This window comes from Streptomyces sp. BF23-19 (genome assembly GCF_041106355.1).
Classification (GTDB): Bacteria; Actinomycetota; Actinomycetes; order Streptomycetales; family Streptomycetaceae; genus Streptomyces; species Streptomyces virginiae_A.
In genome coordinates this window covers 1-23,661 of sequence record NZ_JBGBPT010000058.1, presented here as the reverse complement: position 1 = coordinate 23,661, position 23,661 = coordinate 1, and the positions used below count along the sequence as shown (strand labels likewise).

Genomic DNA, 23,661 nt, shown 5'->3' with positions numbered 1-23,661 from the left:
GGGGGAGAACGCAGCTGATGAGCCGTCGAGCGGGCAGCGGACTGATCGGGAGCTGGGCGGAGGCACAGCGCCGGCAGCAACAGACGCAGCTGGTCCAGCAGCGGGAGGCCGAGCGCCGGCAGCGGGCCCACGAACGGGACGCGAACCGGAGCCACCGGCAGTACCGCGAGGCCGAGGCCCTGCGGCGCACCGCGCAGTTCGACGCCGAGGTCGAAGCCCTCAAGGGCCTGTTGGCCGCGGGCTGCCGGGCACCGGCGTTTCGGATATCCGCCCTGGCCCGGCCCGACGGGCTGCAGCCCTTCGACCCCGGTGCCCTGGCGCACCCGGTACCGATGCCCCGCATCGAGGACTTCCAGCGGCAGAGCAGCGGCTGGACGCTCGGCTCGAACCACCGGGCGCAGGCGGAGCGGGAGGCGCACGCCCGCTACACCCAGGCCTGGCAGGCCGCGAACGCCGCGGAGGCGCAACGCCGACAGCAACTGGCCGCGTACCGCCAGCAGTACGACCGGTGGGCGGCGGAGCAGATGGCGGGGGCGCTGGCACACAACGGCGGGCTCACGGAGCTGACCGAAGCGCTGCGCGCGGGTGACGCCGAAGCGGCGGTGGAGTACTTCTCGGCGGCCCTGTACGCCTCGACGGCCTGGCCCGAGAGGCTGCCGAGGCAGGTGACGGCGGCGTACGACCCGGCCGCGCGCCAGCTGGTGCTGGACTGGGAGCTGCCCGGGTACGCGGTGGTGCCGGAGGCCCGGGCGGTTCAGTACCTGCCGAGCACGGACCAGGACAAGGTGAAGCCCCGCCCGGTCACGGAACGACGTGCCCTGTACCGGGACCTGCTGGCCCAGTGCGTGCTGCTGGTGGTGCGCGAGCTGTACGCGGCGGACGAGTTCGACGTACTGGACTCGGTCGTGGTCAACGGCTTCGTGGACTGCCACGATCCGGTGACCGGCCAGGAGGCGCGGTTCGTGCTCGCCACGGTACCGGCGGCGCGCAGCGCCTTCGCCGGGCTGCGGCTGGAGCAGGTCAGCGCGGTGGACTGTCTGGTCTCGGGGCTGGGCGGGCTGCTGTCGGCACGGCCCGACCAGCTGACGGCGGTACGCCCCGGGCGCCGGCCCGACGAGGTCGGCGGGGATGTCGTCAGCCACGGTGGGCACACGGGAGACGCGGACGAGGACGAGCCGGATCTCTTCGCGATGGACCCGATCGCCTTCGAGAACCTGGTCGCCGAGCTGTTCCGGGCGATGGGCATGGAGGCGGTGACCACGCAACGGTCGGGTGACGGCGGGGTCGACGTGGAGGCGGTGGACCCGGCGCCGATCCGGGGCGGGCGGATCGTGGTGCAGGTCAAGCGCTACCGGAACACGGTGCCTCCGACGGCCGTGCGTGATCTGTACGGCACGGTCCAGGACAAGGGGGCGAACAAGGGGGTGCTGGTCACCACCGCGTCCTTCGGGCCCGGGTCGTACACCTTCGCCAACGGCAAGCCGCTGGAGTTGGTTCCCGGGACGGACCTGGTCGAGCTGCTCCACCAGTACGGACTGCGCGGCCGGCTCGGCGGCGGCGCCCCGGCCCCGGTCCCGGCCCGGCGAGCGCCCGAACCCGCACCGGCTCCGCCGGCCGACCACAACGTGCTCGGCATGTCCTGGTCGGGTTCGGTCGCCCTCGACGTGTGCGCGCTCGTCTGCACGGGCAACCGGGTGCTGAGCGAGGAGCACTTCGTCTTCTTCAACAACCCGCGCACCCCTGACGGTTCGGTACGGGCCCGCGAGCACGCGGCTCCCGACAAGGCGGCGCTGGAGGTCTCCTTCGACGCCCTGCCGTCGCGGGCGGACCGGCTGGTCCTCGTGGCCGCGATCGACCCGGAGGTCGATCCGCACGCCGATCTCGCCGGGTTCACCGACGCCCACATCCGGCTGCTGTCCGCCGGCGGTGAGGAACTGGGCCGGCTGGACGTCTCCGACGGGCGCGCCGGGGAGACCGCCCTGGTCCTCGGCTCGTTCCGGCACCGCGCCAACGGCGACTGGGACTTCGTGATCGGCGGCAAGGGCTACCGCGGCGGCCTGGAGGACCTGCTGGGCGAGTTCGGCGTCGAGGTCGCCTAGTGCTGTGGCCGGAAAGGTTTGCCGGGTCGCGGTGTCCGGTGCGGTGCATCGCAAGGCGGAGGGCCGCGGGCCGTACCGGACGTACTTCCGTGGTCCGACAACGCGGCGAGGTGCCGTACCGGGCGCCGTGACCCGGTGGACCTTTCCGGTCACAGCACTAGCGGCTGTCCTGCCGATCAGGCCGGGCTCGCGGTGCCCTCGGCCCTGGGCCCTCAGCCCTCGTCCGAGGGTTCGGGCTCGGGCTCGGCCTCCGGCTCGGCCCCGGGCTCGGGCCTGGCCACGTACCGCAGTACGCACCACATGCTCTCGGGGCGTGCCTCGTGCGGGGCCGGTTCGCGGCAGGCCTCCAGTTCGCGCAGCAGTCCGGGTCCGTCGGTGCCGGAGCCGATCAGGACCAGCCGGCTCACGCGCGCTTCGCCCCGCCCCCAGGGCCCCGGGGCGAAGCGGAGGAAGCGGCCGACCGCGTGGACCTCGTAGCGTTCGTCGTGCCCGGGCACGCCGAAGTGGACGAAGCCCTTGATCCGGTAGAGCCCGGCCGGGCGGCGGTCGAGGAAGTCGACGAACCGGCGCGGGGACAGGGCCTGCTCGGTGGTGAACTCCGTGCTCTCGTACGCGGCGTGCGCGTGGCCGCAGCCCTCGTGGCCGTGGCCGTCGGCCTCCGCGAGCAGGTCCTCGAAGGAGAGCTGCCCCCGGGTCTCGGTCCAGGGCCTGCGGTCGAAGAGCAGTTCCGGGTCGATCCGCCCGTGGTCGGCGCCCACGACCGGGGTGCCCGGGGCGCAGAGCACGGCGAGCTCCCGCTCGATCCGGGCCCGTTCCGCCGCGTCCACCCGGTCGGTCTTGTTGAGCACCACCAGGTCGGCGACGGCGAGGTGGCGGTCGGTCTCCGGGTGCCTGGCCCGGGTCGCGTCGAATTCGGCGGCGTCCACGACCTCCACCATGCCGCCGTACCGGATGTCCGGGTTCTCGCTGGCCATGAGCATCCGGATCATCTCCTGGGGCTCGGCCAGCCCGCTCGCCTCGATGACGATCACGTCGATCCGGTGGACGGGTGCGGAGAGCTTCTCCAGGTAGGCGTCGAGTTCGCTGCCGTCGACGGCGCAGCACAGGCAGCCGCCGCCGAGGGAGATCATCGAGTCACCGACCTGGCCGGCCACCGACATCGCGTCGACCTCGATCGATCCGAAGTCGTTGACCACCACCCCGATGCGGGTGCCGCCGCGACCGGCGAGGAGGTGGTTCAGCACGGTGGTCTTGCCGGATCCGAGGAAACCGGCGAGGACGACGACGGGGATGGGCTGCCTGCTGTTCACCCGGTCGATCGTAGCCAGGCTCCGTCAGCGCAGGGGCGGCACGGGGTGGGGAGGGGTGGGGCCGGTGTACCGGGCGGCCGGACGGATGATCTTCGAATCGGTGGCCTGTTCGAGGATGTTCGCGCTCCAGCCGACCACGCGGGCCGCGCAGAAGGTGGGCGTGAACATCTCGCGCGGAAGTCCGCAGAGCTCCATGACCACGCCCGCGTAGAACTCCACGTTGGTGTGCAGTTCGCGGCCCGGCTTCAGTTCGGCGAGGATCTCCTCGACCTGGCGCTCGACCTCGACGGCGAAGTCCACGAGGGGACCGCCGAACTGGAGGGCGATCTCGCGCAGCATGCGGGACCGGGGGTCCTCGGTGCGGTAGACGGGGTGGCCGAAGCCCATGATCCGGTCACCCGCCAGGACGCGCTCCCGGATCCACGGCCCGATCCGGTCCACGGTCCCGATGGCGTCGAGGGTGTCCAGGGCCCGGCTGGGGGCGCCACCGTGCAGGGGGCCCGAGAGCGCGCCGATCGCCCCGGTCAGACAGGCCGCGACATCGGCGCCGGTGGAGGCGATCACCCGGGCGGTGAAGGTCGAGGCGTTGAAGCCGTGGTCCACGGTGGATATCAGGTACCGCTCGACCGCGCGGGCCCGGACCGGGTCGGGTTCCCGGCCGGTCAGCATGTAGAGGTAGTTGGCGGCGTACGGGAGGTCGTCCCGCGGCTCCACCGGCTCCAGGCCCTGCCCCAGTCGGTGCAGGGCGGTCAGCAGGGTCGGTACGGCGGCGCAGGCGGCCAGCGCGTCGGCGGCCCGGCGGTCGGGGTCGAGGTCGTAGACCGGGCGGAAGTCGGCGCAGGCCCCGAGCAGCGAGAGCGCGGTGCGCAGCCCGGCGAGGGGGCCGGAGAGCCGGGTGGCCCGGGCCAGGGCGGGCAGGGCGTCCCGCACCTCCGCGGGCAGTCGGCGCAGGGGGACGATCTCGGCGGCGAAGGCGGCGCGCCCGGCGGCGTCGGCCGGGAGCGTGCCGCGGAACATCAGGTGCCACACGTCCTCGAAGGTGCGGGCGGCGGCGAGGTCGACGGCCGAGTACTGGCGGTAGTGGTAGAAGCCCTCCCGGCCCCGGACGTCGCCCAGACCGGTTTCGGTGACCACGACCCCCGCGAGGCCGCGGGGTACTTCCATGGTGGTGTTCATGGATTGACCATCCATGATGGATTCAATCGCTGTCAATATTGATTGAATCAACATTACTGTCCATCTGTAGGGTGTGCGTCATGAGCGACCAGACGGACAGCGGGCGCAGGCTCAACACACAGGAGGCGGCCCGCGCACTCGGGGTGAAACCGGCGACGGTGTACGCGTACGTCAGCCGGGGCCAGCTCACGAGCCGCCGCGATCCCGCCGGGCGGGGCAGCAGCTTCGACGCCGCCGAGGTCGAGGCGCTGGCCCGGCGCAGCCGGCGCGAGGCGGCGGCTCCCACCGGGGAACTCTCCGTCCGTACGGCACTCACCCTCATCGAGCCCGACCGGTACTACTTCCGCGGCGTGGACGCCGTGGAGCTGGCCTCCCGGTACCGCTACGAGGAGGTCGCCGAGTGGCTGTGGACGGGCACCCTCACGCCCGGGGCCCGGTTCACCGCTCCCCCGCAGGCCCTGGAGGCGGCCCGGCGGGCGGTGGCCGCCCTGCCGGAACACGGCGGCCCCATCGACCGGTTGCGGGTGGCGGTCGCCGCCGCCGCGGTGGCGGATCCGCTGCGCTTCGACCTGTCGGAGGAGGCGGTGCTCGGCTCCGCGCGCGCCCTGATCCCCACACTGGTCGGCGCGCTCCCCGAGGCGGGTCCGACCCGGTGGTCCGGGGACGGCCGGATCGCCCGGCAGTTGTGGTCGCGGCTGACGGCGCGGGAGCCGGACCCGGACGCGCTGGCCGTGCTGGACCTCGCGCTGGCCCTCCTGGTCGACCACGACCTGGCCGCCTCGACCTTGGCCGTACGGGTGGCCGCCTCGGCGCGGGCCCATCCGTACGCGGCGGTGTCCGCCGGGCTCGGCGCTCTGGAGGGCCCGCTGCACGGCGCGGCCGGACGGCTGGCGCACCGGATGCTGGTGGAGGTGCTGGAACAGGGCGGGGCCGCGCCGGTGGTGGCGGAGTACCTCCGGGCGGGACGCCGGGTTCCCGGACTCGGCCACCGGCTGTACCAGGGCGAGGACCCGCGGGCGCGGGCGCTCTTCGCCCGGCTGGAAGGGCTGGAGCAGGCCGGTCCGGCGCTGGGTGCGGCGCGCGAGGTGGCCGCGGTGATGGCTCGGCAGGGCGGGCTGCACGCCAATGTGGATCTGGCGCTGGCGGTGCTGACGGTCTCGTGCGGGATGCCGGCGGAGGCCGGGGAGACCGTCTTCGCGGTGGCCCGTACGGCGGGCTGGATGGCGCACGCGCTGGAGGAGTACCAGGAGCGGCCGCTGCGGATGCGGCCGAGCGGGCAGTACCACGGGCCCCGCCCGCCCCAGCCGATGCCGTAACGGGTCAGGCCCGCCCGGGCCCCGGCGCCGGACGTCCCAGGGCGCCGGACGGCAGGCAGCCCGGACGTCGGACGGCGCCGGCATCAGGCGAGCCCTGACCTCAGCCGGCCCCCCACGGGCTGTGCCACCGCTCGGCGATGGACACCGCGCGCGCGAAGTGGTCGGCGGCCTCGACCTCGCGACCCAGCAGCACGGCCAGTTCCCCCAGGGTGCGGGCGACCGGCCGGAGTGCCACGGTGAACCCGGAGGAGACCGGCGGGGCGTCGCGGTACGGCAGCAGGGCCGCGTACAACTCCTCGGCGCCCGCCCGCTCCCCTAGCGTGACCAAGGTCATCGCCCGGAAGGTCGCGAAGACCTTGAAGAAGTAGTCCGTCCGCAGCGGACCCGCCCGGTCGAGGACTTCGCGTGCCTCCCGCTCCTCGCCCGCGGCGGCCAGCGCCACCGCGAGCAGGTCCCCGGCCGGCGGTCCGAAGGCCGCGTACACCTGCCGCAGCCGCGGCAGGTGCTCCGCGAGCCGACCCTGGCTCGCCCGCAGGGTCGCGATCGCGACCGCGAGGATCCCCTCCGCGTGCGGGGACCCCTGCCGGGCCATCCGCGCGGCCGCCTGCCGGTAGAGACGCTCCGCCTCCTCGAACCGCCCCTCGACATGGGCCCAGGTCGCCTCGACGGTCTCGCCGACGGCGGCCGGCCCCGGCATCCGGTAGGTCCGCGCGAACTGCGTCCACCGGCCCACGAGTCGACGGGCACCGGCCACATCCCCCTCCGCGGCCGACGCCGTGAAGCGGATGAACATCCCGTACCACTGGTGGCCCGGCAGCTCGTGGGCGGCGCCGATCCGTTCGAGTTCGCCTCCCAGGGCGGCGCGTTCGGGCCATTCGAGGTCGGCGTCGAGTTCCTTGACCAGCGCCGCGAGCGCCCCCGCCCGCAGCACGGGGTCCCCGGTGCCCTCCGCGAGGGCGAGCGCCTCGCGCGCGCCCGCCCGTACGCCCGCCACCTTGGCGTCGGACAGCTCGGCGGCGTACGCGCCCAGCAGCAGGCACCTTACGGCGGGTTCGTGACCGGGCCGCGCCAGCAGCCGTTCCAGCAGCTCCACCACCGGTCGGTCGACCACGCCGTAGGGGCGCGTCTGCCACGGCGTCGGCTCGGTCCATGCCGTGAACGCCGCGATCAGCAGGTCGTCCCGGCCCGCGCCGACCGCATGGTCGATCGCCGTACGCCGGGTCGTCCGCGCGGCCATGACCGCTCCCGCCCGCACCTGGGCCCGTACCAGCAGGCCCAGCAGCTCGACGCGCTCGGCGTCCCGGTCGCCGCCGGACTCCGCGGGGACCCGCTCGAAGCACTCCACCGCCTCGGCGAGCAGCGCGGCGGCCACGTCGTGGGCGAAGCGGCCCTCGGCCAGCCTGGCGGCCCGCAGGCAGTACGCGACGGCCTTCGCCGCCGTCGCCGAGGAGGCCGCGCGTACGTGGTGGTGGGCCAACGCGGAGACGTCGTGGGGGGCGAGCCGCTCCAGGCAGACCGCGATCCGGCCGTGCATCCGCGAGGACCTCAACCGGCTGAGGTCCGCCAGCAGGGTGTCGCGTACCAGTGCGTGGGCGAACCGGACCCGCCCCGGCTCGGGTTCGACCAACAGACCGGCGAGTAGACCGGCCTCCAGCGCGCCCAGTACGCCGTCCTCGCCGGTGTCAGCCGCCCCGACCAGGACCTCGACGTCGGATTCCCGTCCGGCGACCGCGGCCAGGCGCAGGACGGACACCACCGGCTCGGGGAGGCGTCCGAGCCGGCGCCGCAGCACGTCGCGTACGCCTTCGGGAACTTCGGACAGCGCCACGAGCGAGCCCTCGCTGCCCAACAGCCTGGCGCTCTCCCGGACGTAGAAGGGGTTCCCTCCCGTACGTTCGGCCAACGCGGCCATCACCTCCGCGTCCACCCGCGGACCGCCCACCGCACGAACCAGCTCGGCCACGGCCTCCTCGGCGAGGCCGCGCAGCGCGATCCGGGCCGGTGCACGCCGGGCGAGTCCGGCCAGGGTGTCGCCGAGCCGGCCCTCCACGTCCTCCGGCCGGTACGCGCCCACGAGGAGCAGGGCGGTACCCGCGGGGAGGTCGGCCGCACCCGACAGCAGCGCCAGCGTCTCGGTGTCGGCCCAGTGCAGATCGTCCAGGAGGACGGCGACGGGCCGCCCGCGCGCGGCCTGCGCCAGCCACCGACCGACGGCGCGGTGCAGTCGGAACCGCCCGGCGGCGACATCCTCGCCGCTGGCGGCGTGGGCGGTGGCGGGAGCGTCCTCGGCCAGGAGGGGCGCCAGCGCGGCGGGCGCCGCGGGCTCGGGCGGGGCGGCCTCGGCGACGGCGCGCAGTGCTTCGACCCAGGCCCAGGCGGGTGGCGCGCCCTCGGCATCGGTGGTGCGCCCGAAGGCGACGAGCCAGCCCTCGGCGCGGAGCCGGTCGTCGAGCGCGTGCAGCAGCGCCGACTTGCCCAGCCCGGCCTCGCCGGTGACCAGCGCGACGCCGGGGCCGGCCGCGCGGGCCCGATGCGCCTGCGCCGTCAGCCGCGCCAGTTCCTCCTCGCGCCCGACGAACCGCTCGGCCCCGCCGGCGGCCGGCTCCGCGGGCAGCAGCGTCTGTTCCGACGGGGCGGGCGCCACGGGCTCCGGTGGCCGCGTGGCCTCGCGCAGCACACGGCCGTCCTGCGCGAGGACCGCCTTCTCCAGCTCGACCAGGGCGGCGCCGGGATCCAGTCCCACCTCGTCGGCCAGTACCGACCTGGCCCGGCGCAGCGCCGCGAGCGCGTCGGCCTGTCGGCCCGCCGCCCACAGCGCGAGGGCGTGCAGTCGCCAGCCCTCCTCCCGTAGCGGCTCCTCCCGGGTCAGCAGCGCGGCCTCGGCGACCGCCGCCGCCAGGTCGGCGCCGCCCCGCAGCCCGGCGGCGACGCCGAGTTCGCGGGCGGCCAGCCTCAGCTCGCCGAGCCGCATGATCTCCGCGTGGGCCCACGGCTCGTCGGCGGTCTCCGCGTACGCCGGCCCCTGCCACAGCGCCAGCGCCTCGCGGAGCAGGACTCCGGCGGTCTCCGGCTCGGTGGGCAGGGCCTCGCGGGCCCGGCCGAGCAGCCGCTCGAAGCGCCAGGCGTCGACGGCGTCCTCGGGCAGCCGCAGCGCGTACCCGGGCGGCGCGCTCACCAGCAGCCGGGCGGGGGTGCGCGGGGCCCGGCCCGGTTCGAGGAGGCGGCGCAGGTTGGAGACGTAGGCCTGGAGCGAGGCCACGGACCGGGCGGGCGGCGCCCCCTGCCAGAGTTCCTCGATCATCCGGTCGACGGACACGACCCGGCCGCGCGCCGCCACGAGCAGGGCCAGTACGGAACGCTGACGGTGGCCGCCGAGCGGGATCACCTCGCCGTCCCGCTCGGCCGCGAAGGAACCGAGTACGCGTATGTGGACCATGACCGCACCAACCTACGCGGATTCGGCCAACTCCGGCCCGTACAAGGCCGAACGACGTCAGGGATCCTTCCGATCCTTCCAAGTGCCTTCCAAGAACCCTCCATGTACCGGCGTCGAGTCTCTTTCCATGAAGACGAAGCAGCCAGGAACGGCACGGGCACCGCGATCAGGGCGGAGCACGGCGCGGCCGAACACCCACGAGATGGTGGTCATCCATCGCGGTCTGCGCCGCGAGGCTCGGCTGCTGGTCGAGCTGATCGCCACGGTCGCCCCCGGCGACACGGCGCGGGCACGGGTCCTCGGGGACCACTTCCGCGACTACCGGCTCGGCCTGACGGGCCACCACCACGGCGAGGACGCCTACCTGTGGCCGCCGTTGATGGCCCGGGTCGACCTCGAAGCGGATCTCGTCCTGCGCATGGAGGGCCGGCACGAGCGGGTGGCTGCGAGTCTCGCCGCCGCCGACGAGGCTCTGCCCGCCTGGGAGCGCCGGGCCGGGGAGGCGGAACGCGACACGCTGGTCTCGCTGCTCGCCGAGCACCGGACCGTGCTGCTGGAGCACCTGGCCGACGAGGAGGAATCGCTCCTGCCGCTCGCCGCGCGCCACCTGTCCGCGGACGAGTGGGACCGGCTGGGCGAGCACTTCCTGACCAGCACGCCCAAGCCCAAGCTGCTGTTCTTCCTCGGGATGGTCCTGGAGGAGGCCGACCGGGCCGAGCGCGCGGCGATGCTCGCCGGGCTGCCCCTCGCCGGGCGCCTGCTGTGGCGCACCGTCGGGCGCCCCGCCTACGCCCGCCGGGTACGGGCCGTCCGCCGCACCGCCGCTCCGCGCTGAACCTCCTCCTCTCCGCCGCCCCTCCCCCCACCCACCTTCAGGAGAACTGCCATGTCCCTCAAGCACCTCGCCACCGCCCTGGCCGCCGTCGGCGCCGCGTTCATCGTGTACGTCGGCCTCAGCTACCTGTTCGCACCGCAGGCCACCGCCGCCGGCTTCGGGCTGCCGACCTGGCCGCAGCACGACGGCGCCGGCTTCCTCGCCGTCAAGGGCGTACGCGATATCGCGACCGGCCTGGTCATCCTCGCGCTCCTGCTCACCGGGCAGCGCCGGGCGCTCGGCTGGGCGATGGCGGCGATCACCTTCGTCCCGGCCGGCGACATGGTGATCGTCCTGGCCGAAGGCGGGCCCGCAAGTCATGCCTACGGGGTTCACGGGGCCACCGCTCTCGCCGTCGCCCTGACCTCGGTCCTGCTGCTGCGCGAGCGCCCGGCCCCGGCGGTCCGCACCGCCGCCTACCCGGCCCAGGCCTGACCACCCGCCCCACCTCCCGCCCCCCTCTCCCAGGAAAAGACGACATGTCCCTGATCATGCCCTCCTTCGACGAATCGGTGATCGTGCGCGCGGCCGAGGCCGAGACGATCGGCGCCGCCCCGACCACCATCCGGCTCCTCGCCGACAGCACGTCCACCGGCGGCGCCCTGTCGACCCAGCGGGTCAGCCTGCTGGACGGCGCGAACGGGGCCGCGCCCCACCACCACTCCCGGTCCGCCGAGCTGTTCTACCTGCTCGACGGCACCGCGCAGCTCCTGTCGGGCGACCAGGTGGTGACCGCGGAACGCGGAGACCTCGTCATCGTGCCGCCCGGCCTCGATCACGCGTTCGCCGCCGCGCCCGGTGAGAACGCCGACATCCTCATCGTCATCACACCCGGCATCGAACGGTTCGAATACTTCCGCCACCTGGAGCGGATCGCCTACGGGAAGGTGCCCCCGGAGTCCCTGCTGGACGTCCAGGAGCTCTACGACACCTACTTCACCCGCAGTGAGGCCTGGAACACGATCCGGGCATGACGGGAGTGGGGTACCCGACAAGTCGGGCGTAAGCATTCCGCTTGTACCGGAGCCGACCTACCGTTGCTGCCCATGCGGTTCCCCCTCTTGAGCGCTCGGCGCCTCGGGCTGCCCAGACGGGCCGTCTCCCAGATCCTGCTGACCCAGCTGGCCATCGCCGCCGGGGTCGCCGTACTGGCGACCGGACTGTTCCTGGCGCCGCTCAGCGCCCAGCTCGACGACCAGGCCATGCGGCGCGCCCTGGCCATCGCGCAGAGCGCCGCGGCCGACCCCGCGCTGGCCGCCGGGGTCCTGTCCTCCGGGGCCTCGGCCGACAGCCCCGTACAGTCCTCGGCCGAGCGGATCCGCCGGGCCACCGGAGCCGAGTACGTGGTCGTGCTCGACCTGGACGGCATCCGCCGCTCGCACCCGAGCGCCGACCGGATCGGGCTGCCCGTCTCCACCGACCCGAGCGATGCCCTGGCGGGACGCGAGGTCATGGAGATCGACGAGGGCACCCTGGGCCGCTCCGCCCGCGGCAAGGTCCCGCTCCTCGCGGCCGACGGCGAGATCGTCGGCGCCGTCTCGGTCGGCATCGCCTACGACAGCGTCCGCGACCGGCTGCTCGGCGCGATCCCCGGTCTGCTCGCCTACGCGGGCGGCGCTCTGGCGGCCGGCGCGCTCGCCGCCTATCTGCTCTCCCGTCGGATCCAGCGGCAGACCCGTGATCTGGCCTTCTCCGACATCGCCGGCCTGCTCGCCGAGCGCGAGGCCATGCTGCACTCCATCCGCGAGGGCGTGATCGCCCTGGCCCCCGACGGCAGGGTCCGGCTGGTCAACGACGAGGCCGCCCGCCTGCTGGGCCTCGCCCCGGACGCCGCCGACGGCTGCGCGGGGCGTCCACTGGAGGACGTACTGGGCGTGGGCCGCACCGCCGACGTCCTGTCGGGCCGCGTCACCGGCCGGGACCTGCTCACCGTCCAGGGCTCCCGCGTGCTGGTGGCCAACCGGATGCCCACCGAGGACGGCGGCGCCGTAGCCACCCTCCGCGACCGCACCGAGCTGGAGCACCTGGGCCGCGAGATCGACTCCACCCGGGGCCTGATCGATGCCCTCCGCGCCCAGGACCACGAGCACGCCAACCGCCTCCACACCCTCCTCGGCCTGCTGGAGCTGGGCCTGAACGAGGAGGCGGTGGAGTTCGTGACCGAGGTCGCCGGCGTGCACCGCACGACGGCCGAGCAGGTCACCGAGAAGGTCCACGACCCCCTGCTGGCCGCCCTTCTGGTGGGCAAGGCGACCGTCGCCGCCGAACGCGGCGTCCCGCTGCGTCTGGCCGGCACCAGCCTCCTCCCCGACCGCCTGGTGGACCCGGGCGGCCTCGTCACGATCCTCGGCAACCTCGTGGACAACGCCCTGGACGCGGCCGCCGGTTCGGCGGCGCCCCTGGTCGAGGTGGAGCTGCGCGCGGAGGGCCGTACCGCCGTGCTGCGGGTGCGCGACAGCGGCCCCGGGGTGCCCGCCGCGCGCCGCGAGGAGATCTTCACGGAGGGCTGGTCGACCAAGCAGCCCAAGGCCCACCGCGAGCGCGGGCTGGGCCTCGCCCTCGTACGCCGCCTCGCGGAGCGGCAGGGCGGCAGCGCCCGGGCCGGTGAAGCAGCGGACGGAGGGGCGGAATTCTCCGTCGTACTCCCGGAGGCCCTGCGGTGAACGAGACCCCGATCCACGTATTGGTCGTCGACGACGACGTGCGTGTTGCCCTGATCAACGCGGCGTACGTGGCGAAGGTTCCCGGTTTCCAGGTGACGGCGCAGGCCCATTCGGCCGCCGAGGCCCTGGAGTTCCTCAGCTCGCATCCCGTGGACCTCGTCCTCCTGGACCACTACCTCCCCGACGAGAACGGCCTGGACCTGGTGCGGCGCCTGCGCCAACTCGGCCACCGCACCGATGTGATCATGGTCACCGCCGCCCGCGATCTCGCCACCGTGCAGGCCGCCATGCGCCTCGGCGCCCTGCAGTACCTGGTCAAACCCTTCACCTTCGCCGGACTGCGCAGCCGTCTGGAGGCGTACGGAGCCCTGCGCCGCACCCTGGACACGGGCGGCGAGGCCGAACAGGCCGAGGTGGACCGGATCTTCGGAGCCCTCGCCGCCGCGGGATCCCCGAACGAGCTCCCCAAGGGCCACTCCGCCAGCACCGCGGAGCTCGTCCGCCAGGTGCTGCGGTCCGCCGAAGGCCCCTTGTCCACCCAACAGATCGCCGACCGCGCGGGCATCAGCCGACAGACCGCCCAGCGCTACGTCAAACTCCTCGAACGCTCCGCCCGTGTCAGCCTCGCCCTGCGCTACGGCGAGACCGGCCGCCCGGAACACCGTTACACCTGGCTCCCGTCGGAGGGACCGGCCTGACGGGAGCCGGACGCCGCCCGGCCGCTCAGACCGCTCCGGCTCCGGTCAGGGAGCGGACCTCCGTCTCGGCGTGCTTCGCCTCGTCCGCCTCCTCGCCCGAGGTGACGGTGCCCAGCCAGCCCGCCAGGAAGCCCAGGGGGATGGAGACGATCCCCGGGTTCTGGAGCGGGAAGTACTGGAAGTCCACTCCGGGGAAGAGGGATTCGGCGCTGCCCGACACCACCGGCGAGACCAGCACCAGCAGCACCGCCGGAATCAGGCCGCCGTACACCGACCAGACGGCTCCGCGCGTGGTGAAGCCGCGCCAGAAGAGTGAGTACAGCAGCACCGGCAGATTGGCCGAGGCCGCCACCGCGAAGGCCAGCCCCACCAGGAACGCCACGTTGAGGTCCTGGGCGAGCAGTCCGAGGGCGATCGCGACCGCCCCGATGCCGACGGCCGCGACCCGGGCCACCGCGACCTCGCTGCGCTGCCGGGCGTGCCGGCGCTTGAGCGAGGCGTACAGGTCGTGCGCCACGGATGCCGAGGAGGCAAGGGTGATGCCGGCCACCACCGCCAGAATGGTGGCGAAGGCGATGGCGGCGACGAAGGCGAACAGCACCGCGCCCCCGGTGGTACCGGCGCCCCCGCCGAGGAAGGCCGCCAGCAGCGGAACGGCCGTGTTCCCGGAGGCGTTGGACGCCCGCACCTCGTCCGGTCCCACCAGCGCGGCCGCCCCGAAGCCGAGCACGATGGTCATCAGGTAGAAGCCACCGATCAGCCCGATCGCCCACACCACCGAGCGACGGGCCGACCGCGCGGTGGGCACGGTGTAGAACCGCGACAGGATGTGCGGCAGCCCGGCGGTCCCGAGGACCAGCGCGAGACCGAGGCTCATGAAGTCGATACGGGCGGTCCAGTCCCCGCCGTACTTGAGGCCGGGGCTCAGGAACGCCCGGCCGTGCCCGCTGCGGTCGGCGGCGCTGGTGAGCAACTGGTCGAAGTTCCCGTGGAAGCGCAGCAGCACGAGCACGGTCAGGGTGATCGCGCCGCCCATCAGCAGCACGGCCTTCACGATCTGGATCCAGGTGGTGGCCCGCATCCCGCCGAAGGACACGTAGACCACCATCAGCGCGCCCACCCCCACCACGGTGAGGGTCCGGGCGACGGCGCTCGAATTCCCCAGCAGCAGGCCGACCAGACTGCCCGCGCCGACCATCTGCGCGATGAGGTACAGGACGGAGACGACGACCGAGGAGGTGCCGGCCGCGATCCGCACCGGACGCTCGCTCATCCGGGCGGCGACCACGTCGGCGAGGGTGAAACGCCCGCAGTTGCGGACCAGTTCGGCGACGAGGAACAGCACCACGAGCCAGGCCACTAGGAAGCCCACCGAGTACAGCAGGCCGTCGTAGCCGAAGAGGGCGATCAGGCCGGAGATGCCGAGGAAGGAGGCGGCGGACATGTAGTCGCCCGCGATGGCGAAACCGTTCTCCATCGGGGAGAACAGTCGCCCGCCGGCATAGAACTCCTCGGCCGACCCGTGCCGGTTCCGGCTGACCCAGGTGGTGATGCCGAGGGTCACGGCGATGAAGACGCTGAACAGGATCAGCGCGAGGGTCTGGTGTTCGGTGGTCACCGGCCCGCCCTCCTCGCCCGGGTCCGGTCCTGACCGCGTTCCTGCTCGAAGACGGTCCAGCGCAGATCGAGCGCGGCCCGGTCCCGCCGCAGCCGCGCGTGACGGGCGTACGCCCAGGTCAGCAGGAAGGTGCTGAGGAACTGGCCGAGCCCCGCCAGCATGGCCACGTTGACCGCGCCCACCACGGGCCGGGCCATGAGGCCGGGCGCGGCGGTGGCGGCGACCACATAGGCGACGTACCAGAGGAAGAACCCGGCGGTGGCGGGGACGACGAACCTGCGGTAGCGGGCGCGCACCTCCTGGAAGGCGGCACTGCGCTGCACTTCGAGGTAGATGTCGGATGCGCCGGGCGCGGGGCGTCCGCCACCGGGGACCGGGGTCGGCTGGGACGTTTCCTCACCCTCGCCCCACCCGACGGCCAGTGCGTCGTACCAGGGGTCGTCCAGCCGGATCGTTCCGGTATCACGACCTTCGTGCTTGTCCACCGAACTCTCCTTGTCCGCTGCCGCATTGGCCGCGTGTCCACAAGGATGTGTGGAATGGGCGCTTTCCGGACTGGTGTACCGGCGCTCTTCACTCCAACAGGTGATGGAGTGAAGAGCGCCGGTCTGCCGTGGCGCGTTCGGTGTCGGGTGCCGCCGGGCTCCGGCGGCACCCGGATCAGGCGTCGATGCGGGAGCGGTCCAGGGTCGCCGCGGAGCTCGTGATGAACTCCTTGCGGGGCGCCACCTCGTTGCCCATGAGCAGGTCGAACACCTGCTCGGCCGAGTCCAGGTCGCCGATGTTGATCCGGCGCAGGGTGCGGTGGCGGGGGTCCATGGTGGTCTCCGCCAGCTGGTCCGCGTCCATCTCGCCGAGGCCCTTGTAGCGCTGGATCGAGTCCTTGTACCGGATGTTCTTGCGCTGGTACTCCAGCAGGGTCTGGCGCAGCTCGTTGTCCGAGTACGTGTAGACGTACTTGTCCTGGCCCTTCTTCGGCTGGACCAGCTCGATCCGGTGCAGCGGGGGCACGGCCGCGAAGACCCGGCCCGCCTCGACCATCGGCCGCATGTACCGCTGGAAGAGCGTGAGCAACAGGCAGCGGATGTGCGCGCCGTCGACGTCGGCGTCGACGAGCAGCACGATCTTGCCGTACCGGGCGGCGTCGATGTCGAAGGTCCGGCCCGAGCCGGCTCCTATGACCTGGATGATCGCCCCGCACTCGGCGTTCTTGAGCATGTCCGAGATCGAGGACTTCTGGACATTGAGGATCTTGCCGCGGATCGGCAGGAGCGCCTGGAACTCCGAGTTCCGCGCGAGCTTCGCCGTACCGAGGGCGGAGTCGCCCTCGACGATGAAGAGCTCGCTGCGCTCCACGTCGTCACTGCGGCAGTCCGCGAGCTTCGCGGGGAGCGAGGAGGTCTCCAGCGCGGTCTTGCGACGCTGCGCCTCCTTGTGCTGACGGGCCGCGATCCGGGTCCTGGCGGCCGCGACGATCTTCTCCATCACGGCGCGGGCCTGCTGCTTGTCGTCACGCTTGGTGGAGGTCAGGAAGGCCTTGAGCTCCTTGGCGACCACGGCGGCGACGATCCGGGTGGCCGCCGAGGTGCCGAGGACCTCCTTGGTCTGGCCCTCGAACTGCGGCTCGGCGAGCCGGACGGTCACGACCGCCGTCATGCCCTCCATCGCGTCGTCCTTGACCACGTCGTCCTCCGCCACGCGCAGCAGCTTGGCCGAGCGCAGGACCTCGTTCACGGTCTTGGCGACCGAGCGCTCGAAGCCGGAGACGTGGGTGCCGCCCTTGGGGGTGGCGATGATGTTCACGAAGGACTTGACGTTGGTCTCGTACCCCGTGCCCCAGCGCAGGGCGATGTCCACGCCGAGCTCACGGGTGACCTCGGTGGGGGTCATGTGGCCGCGGTCGTCGAGGACCGGGACGGTCTCCTTGAAGGTGCCCGTGCCGCTCAGGCGCTGGACGTCGCAGACGGCCTTGTCCTGGGCGAGGTACTCGCAGAATTCGCTGATGCCGCCGTCGAAGCGGAAGGTCTCCTCGGTCTTGCCGGCCCCGTCGATGCCGCGCTCGTCGCGGACGACCAGGGTCAGGCCGGGGACGAGGAAGGCGGTCTGGCGGGCGCGCTGGTAGAGCGTCTCCAGATTGAGCCGGGCGTCCTTGAGGAAGATCTGTCGGTCGGCCCAGTAGCGGACCCGGGTGCCCGTCCTGCCCTTGGCGACCCGCTTGACCTTGCGGAGGCCGTTGGCCGGGTCGAAGGGGCTCTCGGGGCCCTGCTCGGTGAACATTCCCGGCACGCCGCGGCGGAAGCTGATGGCGTGGGTCGCGCTGTTGCGGTCGACCTCGACGTCGAGGCGGGCGGAGAGGGCGTTGACCACGGAGGCGCCGACGCCGTGCAGACCGCCGGAGGCCGCGTACGAGCCACCGCCGAACTTGCCGCCGGCGTGCAGCTTGGTCATGACGACCTCGATGCCGGACAGGCCGGTCTTGGGCTCGACGTCCACGGGGATGCCGCGGCCGTTGTCCCGGACCTCGACGGAGGCGTCCTCGTGGAGGATCACCTCGATGTGGTCGCAGTACCCGCCCAGGGCCTCGTCGACGGAGTTGTCGATGATCTCCCACAGGCAGTGCATGAGGCCCCGGCTGTCGGTGGAGCCGATATACATGCCGGGGCGCTTGCGGACGGCCTCCAGCCCTTCGAGGACGAGCAGGTGCCGCGCGGTGTAGTTGGAACCGTCCCGGTCTGCTCCGGACAGCAGCGCGCTGGAAGGCACGGACGTGTCGGCGGTCACGCAGTTCGCTCCTCGCTGAATTTCTTTTCTGGCCCGGTCAGGCGCAGGGGTGGCTCGGGTGCCGCTCGAAGGGTACCGAGGCCAGGTAGAGCCGATGCAACGCCACCCTCGCCCATTCTTCAGCCTAGTCCAGATCCGCACGAGTGTTCGATCCCCCGTGCGGGTGAAGGAAACATCACGTTCCCTTCCGCGCATGAACCATTTAGGGTTCGGGCACGTCCTCATGAACAACCCTGGCACTCTCGCCGGGGGAGGATGGAACTGCAACAAGCGCACGACTGACAACGCGAAACCGTAAAGCAACGCAATACGGCTCCTTCGCCGCCAACCGGCAACAGCCGGCCAGCTTCGGAAGGAAGTTTCGAGGAAAAGCCGCGAGCGGGAACGTTTTCGGCCTGGTTGGATGTTGACCCTGGTACGACAGCTCGTCGAGCTAGAGAAGAGGCGACGTGACTACTGTTCTGACACCCGCGACCCCGCTGACGGCCGCTGACCGATGCGACCGTTGCGGCGCCCAGGCATATCTGCGCGTCGTCCTGCTGAGCGGCGGTGAACTGCTCTTCTGCGCCCACCACGGGCGCAAGTTCGAGCCGGAACTCAAGAAGATCGCCGCGGAAATACAGGATGAGACCGAGCGGCTCACGTCCGCTCCGGCTGCCAATGCCGAACCCGAGGACCGCTGACACAGGCCTGCACCTCGCATCCGACGAGCCAGGACCGGCCAGGCCGCTCGACGGGCGGCACCCCTGAGACCCAGGGGTGCCGCCCGTCCTCACGTCCGCGACCCTGTGGCTAAGGCGTGCGATGCCCCTGTACGGGCCCTGAGTGCGGCCCGGAGGCCCCGCGGGCGTCCCACCGGATGTCCCGGACCTTCCCGGGCTGCGCGGCCGTCTCCGGGGCCAGTACGAAGTCGACCAACGGGGCGATACGCGTGTAGACCCCCGGGCTGTCGGCGCGCCCGCAGCCCCGGCCCCACGAGACCAGCCCGATGAGCCGCCCCTGCGCCACCAGCGGCCCGCCGCTGTCGCCCTGGCAGGCGTCCTTGCCCCCGGCGTCGTCCCCCGCGCACACCATGGACTCCGCGCGGTACTGCCCGTCCGCGTCCCCGGGGTAGGCGCGGACGCAGATCTCGTCCGCCAGCACCGTCACCCCGGCGGCACGCAGCGCGTACGCGTAGTCGCCAAAGCCGCTCGTGTCGCCCCAGCCGTACACCGCGGCCTCGGTCCCGGCCGCGTAGGCGGGATGCCCCGCCCCGGCCATGGGCAGCACGTGGTCGACCGGCACCGACTCGGCCAGCTCCAGAACGGCGAGGTCTCCGGCGTTGCTCGCCGGGTCGTAGGCCGGGTTCACCCTCGCGCCTAGCACCGCGATCTCGCGGCCGTCGGCCGCCCTGAGCTCCGTACGCCCGGCGATCACCCGGAAGTCGGCCACGGATTCGACCGGTCCACCCAGCACCTGGCTGCCGAGGCAGTGCGCGGCCGTCAGCACCCTGGTCGGGGCGACGACCACCCCTCCGCAGAACTGCCCGCCCCGCGTACCCCCGAACCGGTCACGGCTGGCGAGGGCGACGACCCAGGGGCTGTCGGCCACCTTCACCGGCTTCCCGCCGATCACCACGCTGTCCGCGGCCGCCTGCGGCACCTGGGCGAACGGCGCCGCGGCCGCTCCCGCCGCCAGGGTCAGCGCTCCCGCCAGAGCACGGGCAAAGGGACGACGCATGAGGCCTCCTGACTCCGAGTGTGCATGACTCCACCCAGAGTGGGACGCCCGGTGGCCGAGCGCACCCGCGCGGCCACCCTCGCCCTGTCCTCCCCATCGGCTTTCGGCGGCGGCCGGCGCCACCGAAAGCCGCCCGATCAGTCCAGGTAGTCGCGCAGCACCTGGGAGCGGGACGGGTGCCGGAGCTTCGACATCGTCTTCGACTCGATCTGGCGGATCCGCTCACGGGTGACCCCGTAGACCTTGCCGATCTCGTCCAGGGTCTTGGGCTGGCCGTCCGTGAGGCCGAAGCGCATCGAGACCACGCCCGCCTCGCGCTCACTCAGGGTGTCGAGCACCGAGTGCAGCTGCTCCTGCAGCAGCGTGAAGCTCACCGCATCGGCCGGGACGACCGCCTCGGAGTCCTCGATCAGGTCACCGAACTCGCTGTCGCCGTCCTCGCCGAGCGGCGTGTGGAGGGAGATCGGCTCGCGGCCGTACTTCTGGACCTCGATGACCTTCTCGGGGGTCATGTCGAGTTCCTTGGCCAGCTCCTCCGGGGTGGGCTCGCGGCCCAGGTCCTGGAGCATCTGGCGCTGGACGCGGGCGAGCTTGTTGATGACCTCGACCATGTGCACCGGGATGCGGATGGTGCGTGCCTGGTCGGCCATGGCGCGCGTGATCGCCTGGCGGATCCACCACGTGGCATAGGTCGAGAACTTGTAGCCCTTGGTGTAGTCGAACTTCTCGACCGCGCGGATCAGACCCAGGTTGCCCTCCTGGATCAGGTCCAGGAAGAGCATGCCGCGGCCGGTGTAGCGCTTGGCGAGGGAGACCACGAGGCGGAGGTTGGCCTCCAGCAGGTGGTTCTTCGCGCGGCGGCCGTCCTCGGCGATGATCTCCAGCTCGCGCTTGAGCTTGGGCGCCAGCTTGTCGGAGTTCGCCAGCTTGTCCTCGGCGAACAGACCCGCCTCGATGCGCTTGGCGAGCTCGACCTCCTGCTCGGCGTTGAGGAGGGGGACCTTGCCGATCTGCTTGAGGTAGTCCTTGACCGGGTCGGCGGTGGCTCCGGCGACCACGACCTGCTGGGCGGGGGCGTCGTCCTCGTCGTCGGAGATGACGAAGCCCTTGTTCTCCCCGCCCTCCTCCTCTTCCTCGGCCTCGGCCTTGGCGGCGTCGGGACCCTCGTCAGGGGTCTCGTCCTCGGCGCCCTCGTCCGCGTCCTTCTTGGAGGCGGTCTTCTTCGCCGCCGTCTTCTTCGCCGCCGTCTTCTTGGCCGGCGCGGCCTTCTTGGCCGCCGTCTTCTTCGCCGCCGTCTTCTTGGCGGCGGGCTCCGTTCCGGGCTCTCCCGCGAGAGCTTCCGCGATCTCCGCGTCCGCCGGGACGGGGGTGGCCGCGGGCTGCGCTGCCGTCGTCCCGGCCGCCGTCTTCTTGACGGTCTCGGTGGCCGTCCGCTTGGCCGGGCTCTTGGCTGCGACGCTCTTGCGGGTGGCGCGCTTGGGCGACTCCGCGGCACTGACCATCAGCGTCACACCCTCTTCCTCGAGGATCTGGTTGAGGCTGCGCAGAACATTCTTCCACTGGGTCGCAGGAATCTGGTCAGCCTCGAAGGCCCGACGCACGTCATCGCCGGCGATCTGCCCCTCGGCCTTGCCCCGCTCGATGAGCGCCATCACAGACTCGGAATCGGCGATCTCCGGCGGGAGCGTACGGGATGTGCTGGCCGACACGAACAACCTCTCGGAACGATGGGAACGGCTTCCGACCCCGGACCTGGTGGTGCTGGACCGGAGCCGACGACCACCGACCGGGGTTGGGCCGGCGGCGCGGGCAGGGGCCGGGGAGCTGCACAGCACCCCCAAGGGCTGCTGTCTTCCCTCCGTCGGCCATCACCTCTTACGTCATCGCGTGACCTCGCAGAGCGTTACGCCCAATCTTCGTGGCCCGAGTCACACCCCGTACTCAGGAGTGCCGCTCCTGTGGTCGAACCTGGCGTGTCGCGGGTGCCGAACCGCCACGAAACGGGGCCTCACGCCGGTGTCGCCGGACCCGACCGGGCCCGGCGACATGTTCTGCACCCCCGCGCCCCCGCGCGTCCGCCCGTCAGTGCTCGCGCGGGGCGGGGACCACGCGCTCGACCTCCGGATGAACCGTCAGAAGCTGGCGCATGGCGTTCTCGGCACCCGTCGCGTCACCCGCGGCCAGGGCCTCGACCATCCGCGCGTGGTGCGCGACGGAGGTCTCGCTCGGGCGGTCGCAGGCGGTGATCGGGCTGCCGGAGACCTGGAGGGCGGCGGAGACGATGCCGGAGAGGTGCTCCAGCATGCGGTTTCCGGCGACCTGGATGAGGAGCGCGTGGAATTCGTTGTCGGCGCGCGCGAAGGTGATCGCGTCGCCCTGACCGAGGGCGTGGCCCATGATCTCGACCATGTCCGCGAGGCGCTGCTGGATGTCCGGGCGGCCGTGGCCGGCGGCGAGGCGGGCGGCGAGCGGCTCGATGGTCCAGCGGAGCTCACCGAGCTCGCGGCGCTGGTCGTCGCGCTGCGGGCCGAAGGCGCGCCATTCGATGATGTCGGGGTCGAGCAGGTTCCAGTCGGCGACGGGACGGACCCGGGTGCCGACGTTGGGGCGGGCGCTGACGAGGCCCTTGGCCTCCAGGACCCGCAGCGATTCGCGGACCACCGTACGAGAGACCTCGAAACGCTGGCCGATCTCCTCGGGGACGAGCGGACGGTCCGCGCCGAGGTCACCGGAAACGATCATCTGGCCGAGCTGCTGGACGAGTTGGCCGTGCAGTCCGCGTCCGCGGCTACCTGCCGCTCGGCGGCCCACGCGGCTCAACTCGATGTCGGCACCGTCCCAGTGGGGCACTCCGACGCGGTCGGACCCGGGGGTCTCCGCGTAGGGGTAGCGGTCGAGTTCGCCCGGGCCGGCGAGGCCGGAGTCGGCGTGGCGGGCGGCGGTCATCATGGTGTGCGCAAGGGTACTCACGAATCCTTTGTCGGCCGTGCCTCCACGACCCTTGAGGTCTTTGGTGAAAAGCACACGAAAGGGTGATCGGTGCCACTCACGCAATTGACGACTTATCGTAAAGAATCGGACCTTTTGCGGGGAGTTGCGGTCCGCTTGACGTGACACGGACCGCAATGGTCCTCTCCGCGACTTCTCCCGAACCCGAACGATCACCAACGGACCCGGCTGCGCAGTCCGGTGAACCCATAGGCGCACAACAGGACCATCAGCGACAACACCAGTGCGGTCCCGACGGGTTGGGCCATCACCCGGAGGGCCCCCACCAGCAGGCGGTCGACCTCCGGCGGCCACTGCCCCCAGGTCAGGCCGCGCAGGCGGGCCGCGAGTCCGGTCGACGGGTACGCGGACGAACCCTCCAGCGCCTTGCGCACCAGCGGAACCACCATCACCGGTACGGCGAGCACCGCGGCCAGTCCCGCGGTGGCGGACCGGAAGACGCCGGAGGCCAGTACGCCGGCCCACGCGCAGCCGATGAGCAGCCCGGCCCAACTCACGGCCGGGGAGAGCCACTCCACCGGGGTGCGCAGTGGGCCGCTGTCGAAGACCAGCGCGAGGGCGGCGGCGTCGGCGGCCACCGTCAGGGCGCCCAGCAGCAGGGCGAGAGCGGCACAGATACCCAGCTTGGCGGTGAGGAGTCCCATCCGCCGGGGCACGGTGCCCCGGTCGGCGGCGAGTGCGGGGTAGCGGTACTCCTCGCCGAAGGCCAGCGCGCCGAGCAGTCCCGCACCCAGGGCGGCGGGCGGCAGCGGCAGCAGTTCGGGCCAGGCGGCGAGCAGCCGGTTCTGCGGGGTCTGCCCGACCCGGGCCAGGACCAGGGCGGTGAGGACGGAGGTGGCGACGACGAGGGCGGCGGTGAGGACGGGGGTGGCGGTCCCGAAGACCCGGAGCAACTCGTAGCGCAGGGGTCGCAGCGGGCCACCCACGCGGCGCACGGCCGAGGCCGGGCGCCCGGAGCGGAT

Annotated in this window: 17 protein-coding genes and 1 pseudogene; 8 read left to right on the top strand and 10 right to left on the bottom strand. The window is 72.6% G+C overall.

Going from position 1 to position 23,661, the window contains the following annotated elements:
• Window positions 1-17: 17 nt before the first annotated feature.
• Complete coding sequence (locus tag AB8A24_RS28465; protein WP_369477967.1) at window positions 18-2,099, top strand: restriction endonuclease; 2,082 nt, start codon at window positions 18-20, stop codon at window positions 2,097-2,099.
• A gap of 212 nt (window positions 2,100-2,311) precedes the next feature.
• On the opposite strand, the gene AB8A24_RS28460 is transcribed toward AB8A24_RS28465, so the two are convergent.
• Both AB8A24_RS28460 and AB8A24_RS28455 read right to left on the bottom strand, forming a co-directional pair.
• Complete coding sequence (locus AB8A24_RS28460) at window positions 2,312-3,409, bottom strand: GTP-binding protein (RefSeq protein WP_328961346.1); 1,098 nt, start codon at window positions 3,407-3,409, stop codon at window positions 2,312-2,314.
• Window positions 3,410-3,433: 24 nt separating this feature from the next.
• Window positions 3,434-4,600: a citrate synthase gene (locus tag AB8A24_RS28455; RefSeq protein WP_328961347.1), complete on the bottom strand. Its 1,167-nt coding sequence runs from the start codon at window positions 4,598-4,600 to the stop codon at window positions 3,434-3,436.
• Window positions 4,601-4,665: 65 nt separating this feature from the next.
• Here AB8A24_RS28455 and AB8A24_RS28450 point away from each other — a divergent pair, with 65 nt between their 5' ends.
• Entirely contained in the window at window positions 4,666-5,901 is a 1,236-nt protein-coding gene (locus tag AB8A24_RS28450; protein ID WP_328961348.1) for a citrate synthase, read from the top strand.
• A gap of 100 nt (window positions 5,902-6,001) precedes the next feature.
• Here the strand turns inward: AB8A24_RS28450 and AB8A24_RS28445 are convergent, their stop codons facing one another.
• Window positions 6,002-9,337, bottom strand: a complete 3,336-nt coding sequence (locus AB8A24_RS28445; protein WP_369477966.1) for a BTAD domain-containing putative transcriptional regulator — start codon at window positions 9,335-9,337, stop codon at window positions 6,002-6,004.
• Window positions 9,338-9,464: 127 nt separating this feature from the next.
• On the opposite strand from AB8A24_RS28445, the gene AB8A24_RS28440 reads away from it, so the two are divergent.
• The 5 genes from AB8A24_RS28440 (at window position 9,465) to AB8A24_RS28420 (ending at window position 13,572) form a co-directional block, all read left to right on the top strand.
• Window positions 9,465-10,172 (top strand): hemerythrin domain-containing protein, encoded by a 708-nt coding sequence (locus AB8A24_RS28440; RefSeq protein WP_328961350.1) that lies wholly within the window; start codon window positions 9,465-9,467, stop codon window positions 10,170-10,172.
• A 51-nt stretch (window positions 10,173-10,223) separates the two neighbouring features.
• Complete coding sequence (locus tag AB8A24_RS28435; RefSeq protein WP_328961351.1) at window positions 10,224-10,646, top strand: DUF4267 domain-containing protein; 423 nt, start codon at window positions 10,224-10,226, stop codon at window positions 10,644-10,646.
• A 44-nt stretch (window positions 10,647-10,690) separates the two neighbouring features.
• Window positions 10,691-11,185, top strand: a complete 495-nt coding sequence (locus tag AB8A24_RS28430; protein ID WP_369477965.1) for a cupin domain-containing protein — start codon at window positions 10,691-10,693, stop codon at window positions 11,183-11,185.
• Window positions 11,186-11,257: 72 nt separating this feature from the next.
• Window positions 11,258-12,874 (top strand): ATP-binding protein, encoded by a 1,617-nt coding sequence (locus AB8A24_RS28425; RefSeq protein ID WP_369477964.1) that lies wholly within the window; start codon window positions 11,258-11,260, stop codon window positions 12,872-12,874.
• Window positions 12,871-13,572 carry a response regulator gene (locus tag AB8A24_RS28420; RefSeq protein WP_328961354.1) on the top strand — a complete coding sequence of 234 codons (702 nt, stop codon included), beginning with the start codon at window positions 12,871-12,873 and terminating at the stop codon, window positions 13,570-13,572. The genes AB8A24_RS28425 and AB8A24_RS28420 overlap by 4 nt, the downstream gene beginning before the upstream one ends.
• 25 nt (window positions 13,573-13,597) lie before the next feature.
• Here the strand turns inward: AB8A24_RS28420 and AB8A24_RS28415 are convergent, their stop codons facing one another.
• The 3 genes from AB8A24_RS28415 to AB8A24_RS28405 all read right to left on the bottom strand — a co-directional run bounded on the left by AB8A24_RS28415 (window position 13,598) and on the right by AB8A24_RS28405 (window position 17,971).
• A complete protein-coding gene (locus AB8A24_RS28415; protein ID WP_266378828.1) occupies window positions 13,598-15,190 on the bottom strand; it encodes a cation acetate symporter in 1,593 nt (530 codons plus the stop codon).
• Entirely contained in the window at window positions 15,187-15,675 is a 489-nt protein-coding gene (locus tag AB8A24_RS28410; RefSeq protein WP_328961355.1) for a DUF485 domain-containing protein, read from the bottom strand. Before AB8A24_RS28410 ends, AB8A24_RS28415 begins: the two co-directional genes overlap by 4 nt.
• 175 nt (window positions 15,676-15,850) lie before the next feature.
• Entirely contained in the window at window positions 15,851-17,971 is a 2,121-nt protein-coding gene (locus AB8A24_RS28405; protein WP_328961356.1) for a DNA topoisomerase IV subunit B, read from the bottom strand.
• Window positions 17,972-18,420: 449 nt separating this feature from the next.
• Here AB8A24_RS28405 and AB8A24_RS28400 point away from each other — a divergent pair, with 449 nt between their 5' ends.
• The gene (locus AB8A24_RS28400; protein ID WP_030016583.1) at window positions 18,421-18,654 is read left to right on the top strand and encodes a hypothetical protein; all 234 of its coding nucleotides are present in this window, start codon (window positions 18,421-18,423) and stop codon (window positions 18,652-18,654) included.
• Window positions 18,655-18,763: 109 nt separating this feature from the next.
• Here AB8A24_RS28400 and AB8A24_RS28395 read toward each other — a convergent pair whose 3' ends face one another.
• From AB8A24_RS28395 to AB8A24_RS28380, 4 genes and pseudogenes are all read right to left on the bottom strand, one after another.
• The gene (locus AB8A24_RS28395) at window positions 18,764-19,690 is read right to left on the bottom strand and encodes a serine protease (protein ID WP_369477963.1); all 927 of its coding nucleotides are present in this window, start codon (window positions 19,688-19,690) and stop codon (window positions 18,764-18,766) included.
• A gap of 137 nt (window positions 19,691-19,827) precedes the next feature.
• Window positions 19,828-21,405 (bottom strand): RNA polymerase sigma factor, encoded by a 1,578-nt coding sequence (locus tag AB8A24_RS28390; protein WP_369477962.1) that lies wholly within the window; start codon window positions 21,403-21,405, stop codon window positions 19,828-19,830.
• A 367-nt stretch (window positions 21,406-21,772) separates the two neighbouring features.
• Complete coding sequence (locus AB8A24_RS28385; protein WP_328961359.1) at window positions 21,773-22,660, bottom strand: FadR/GntR family transcriptional regulator; 888 nt, start codon at window positions 22,658-22,660, stop codon at window positions 21,773-21,775.
• 191 nt (window positions 22,661-22,851) lie between these two features.
• Window positions 22,852-23,661 (bottom strand): annotated as a pseudogene (locus tag AB8A24_RS28380) (ABC transporter ATP-binding protein); the annotation flags it as partial.